Genomic DNA, 2,676 nt, shown 5'->3' on the forward strand with positions numbered 1-2,676 from the left:
ATTGTATATTAGTAATATATTTATATTACTAATACTATTTTAGCAAAAAAATAATAGGGTGTCAAGCCCTGCAAAAAAATTTTCGCTTTTACCGACCTTACCTATCCCTTATGGCAAATCTTGAGCTTTTCATTTTCTTAGAAATTTTCGGTCAAGTTCGGCTTTGGTGAGTTTGACTATTGTAGGTCTACCGTGCGGGCAGTTGTAGGGGTTAGCGCAGCCTAAAAGTTCGTCTACCAGTTTTGTTGCTTCTGGCTGAGAAAGTTTATCACCTGATTTCACGGCACTTTTACAGGCGATTTTTATAATAGTATCGTTGAGCTCGTCGGACAATTTGCCAACTTTTTTCTGCTGGATGATTTCATTCACCATATCTAGTACTGGTATTTCGCTGAGTATTGTAGGGACAGATTTTACGATAAAACTGTTTTTGCCAAATTCTTGAATTTCAAACCCGAGTTGTTCTAAATTGTCTTTAAGTTGAGACAGTATATCAAACTCTTTTGGCGATAGTTCTAAATTAACCGGGAATAATAGTATCTGTTTTTCTAACTTATTGGTATCAGCAGTTTGTTTAAATTTTTCGTATAGTACCCGTTCCTGTGCAGCGTGCTGGTCAATGATTAAAATATCGCCTTTATACTCTGCAACAATATATAATTCAGCAAATCTACCGATAAAATTTGCGGTAGATGATATTATTTTTTCAGGAAAGGTGGAAGTGGTTGTGGCTATAGTTTCTGACCGACTAAAGTCGGGTGTGAATTTATGTTCTACTTCACTGGGCTTGGTTATTTGCTGACTGAAGTCTGGTATAGTTTTTTCTGTTGGTTTAATTTCTGGGACTCGTTGCTCGGTTGCAAGTGTTAGTTGGACTGTTTGTAGTATGAACCCAAAAATAGCGCTTTCGTCTTTGAATCGGACTTCCCGTTTTGTTGGATGAACATTGACATCCACCATTTCTGGTGACAGTTCTAAAAACAAAAAAACTGCCGGGCTTTCTTTCAGACCTAAAAATGTAGAGTAGCCGTTTCGGATTGCATTAACAATCATTCTTGAACTTACAGGTCGGTTATTGATAAAAATGAATATTCGGTCGCGTGATAGAAAAGTTAGTTCAGGTTTGCTGATATATCCGTGAACATTTATTTGTGGATGTTTTTGGTATAGTTCAATAAGTGCATTTAAGAATTCAGTCCCAAAAACCTGTGCGATTCGTGTCTTGAGCGTATCTGCGGGCGGATAGAGAAATAATTCGCGGTCGTCTGAAATTAGCCGCCAGCCGATATAATAATTCCCAATAGCGTATTCAGTAATTACAGAGATAATTTTATTTCGTTCAGTGGTATCCGATTTCAGAAATTTCAGTCGGGCAGGCAGGTTCTGAAACAGGTTTTTTACTTCTACAGTTGTGCCGACGGGACAACCGGTTTGTTTTATTTCTGCTGTCCTGCCGTAAACGGTTTTTAAGTCGGTACCGTTAGGAGTGGTTTTTCCCTCTTCCTTTTCTTTGGTGATTATTCGCATTTCAGAGACGGATGCGATAGATGGCAGTGCTTCACCGCGGAAACCGAATGTAGCAATTTTTTCCAAATCGGTAATATCCGAGATTTTGCTGGTAGAATGTCGTTCAACAGACATTTTTGTATCTGATTCTGACATTCCACAGCCGTTATCGGAAACGGCTATCAATTTTTTCCCGCTTGCCTCAATTTTTGCAGTAATAGAGGTTGCACCTGCATCAATAGCATTCTCTATCAATTCTTTCACGACTGATGCAGGTCGTTCTATTACTTCACCTGCTGCGATTTTGTTCACGAGTTCTGATGGCAAAATTTTTATCTTACTCATAATGTCCTTTCACCCGTCGCTGACAGTGTTCAGAATACCTGCAGCCTTTCCGGCAGATAGGTTTCTCGCCTAAAAGGATTCTTGTTTCACAAGAGTCAAAATCATCCGCCATCAGGTTTATCTTATCAAAAATATCATCCGGCAGGTTCAGGAACTCAATCCCGAGTATATATAAACCGTCTTTATTCTCACATCTTACAACCCTGCCTTTGACATGATTACCCTGTATCACTGTTAAATCAAAAGTGATAATTAATGTTTTACCAAGCGGTGAGATAGCCAATGGTAAAAATGTCAGAATCGCCATTCCGCCAGCTGACAGGTCTGACATAATTGCCGGTATTACTTCTTCCGTTTTTCCTGTTTTTTCACCATCCAACCGCAACAGAACAGGTTTTGCTAATCGGTATAGGACCGGGAATCGTTTGAATTTTCGGCGTTCAATATTTTTCATCTTTACCACCCCTTTTCGCAATTACTAATTTTACAAAACTTCTTACTAAAAAGCAATAAAAAAAATGGCTGATATAAACCAACCATTTTGTTGTCATTACGAGGAGTTCCGTACACGTTGTCATTGTGAGCCCCGCATCGCAGTGCCGGCTAAACTCCGCGAAACAATCTCATTTCGCTGTCATTCCGTTCCTATATGTCATTCCCGAGTGTTCCCCGATTACGACTTTTGGGGACAGGCTCTATCGACCTGAGAAACGGCTATAAATTTATATTTTACCGATAATAAAATGCTCTTGACACAACCGTATAAAAATGATACACTTATGACAAATGCCAAAAGGCATACAAAAAATAAATTTTATATTCGGG

Annotated in this window: 3 protein-coding genes; all 3 read right to left on the bottom strand. The window is 38.9% G+C overall.

All coding sequences use genetic code 11. From position 1 onward, the window contains the following. Positions 1 to 129 precede the first annotated feature (129 nt). From mutL to AB1349_13535, 3 genes are read right to left on the bottom strand one after another with little or no spacing between them, the layout of a single operon-like run. Positions 130 to 1,851 carry a DNA mismatch repair endonuclease MutL gene (mutL, locus tag AB1349_13525; GenBank protein ID MEW6558345.1) on the bottom strand — a complete coding sequence of 574 codons (1,722 nt, stop codon included), beginning with the start codon at positions 1,849 to 1,851 and terminating at the stop codon, positions 130 to 132. Then, positions 1,844 to 2,305: a PilZ domain-containing protein gene (locus AB1349_13530; protein MEW6558346.1), complete on the bottom strand. Its 462-nt coding sequence runs from the start codon at positions 2,303 to 2,305 to the stop codon at positions 1,844 to 1,846. Before AB1349_13530 ends, mutL begins: the two co-directional genes overlap by 8 nt. Beyond that, a complete protein-coding gene (locus AB1349_13535; protein ID MEW6558347.1) occupies positions 2,292 to 2,429 on the bottom strand; it encodes a hypothetical protein in 138 nt (45 codons plus the stop codon). The genes AB1349_13530 and AB1349_13535 overlap by 14 nt, the downstream gene beginning before the upstream one ends. Positions 2,430 to 2,676: the final 247 nt, after the last annotated feature.

It is taken from the genome of Elusimicrobiota bacterium, assembly GCA_040757695.1.
In the GTDB taxonomy this organism is placed as follows: Bacteria; Elusimicrobiota; UBA8919; order UBA8919; family UBA8919; genus JBFLWK01.

Coding starts and splice junctions, on each gene's coding strand:
- mutL (MEW6558345.1), bottom strand. CDS start 1,851: ATGAGTAAGATAAAAATTTTGCCATCAGAACTCGTGAACAAAATCGCA.
- AB1349_13530 (MEW6558346.1), bottom strand. CDS start 2,305: ATGAAAAATATTGAACGCCGAAAATTCAAACGATTCCCGGTCCTATAC.
- AB1349_13535 (MEW6558347.1), bottom strand. CDS start 2,429: ATGACAACGTGTACGGAACTCCTCGTAATGACAACAAAATGGTTGGTT.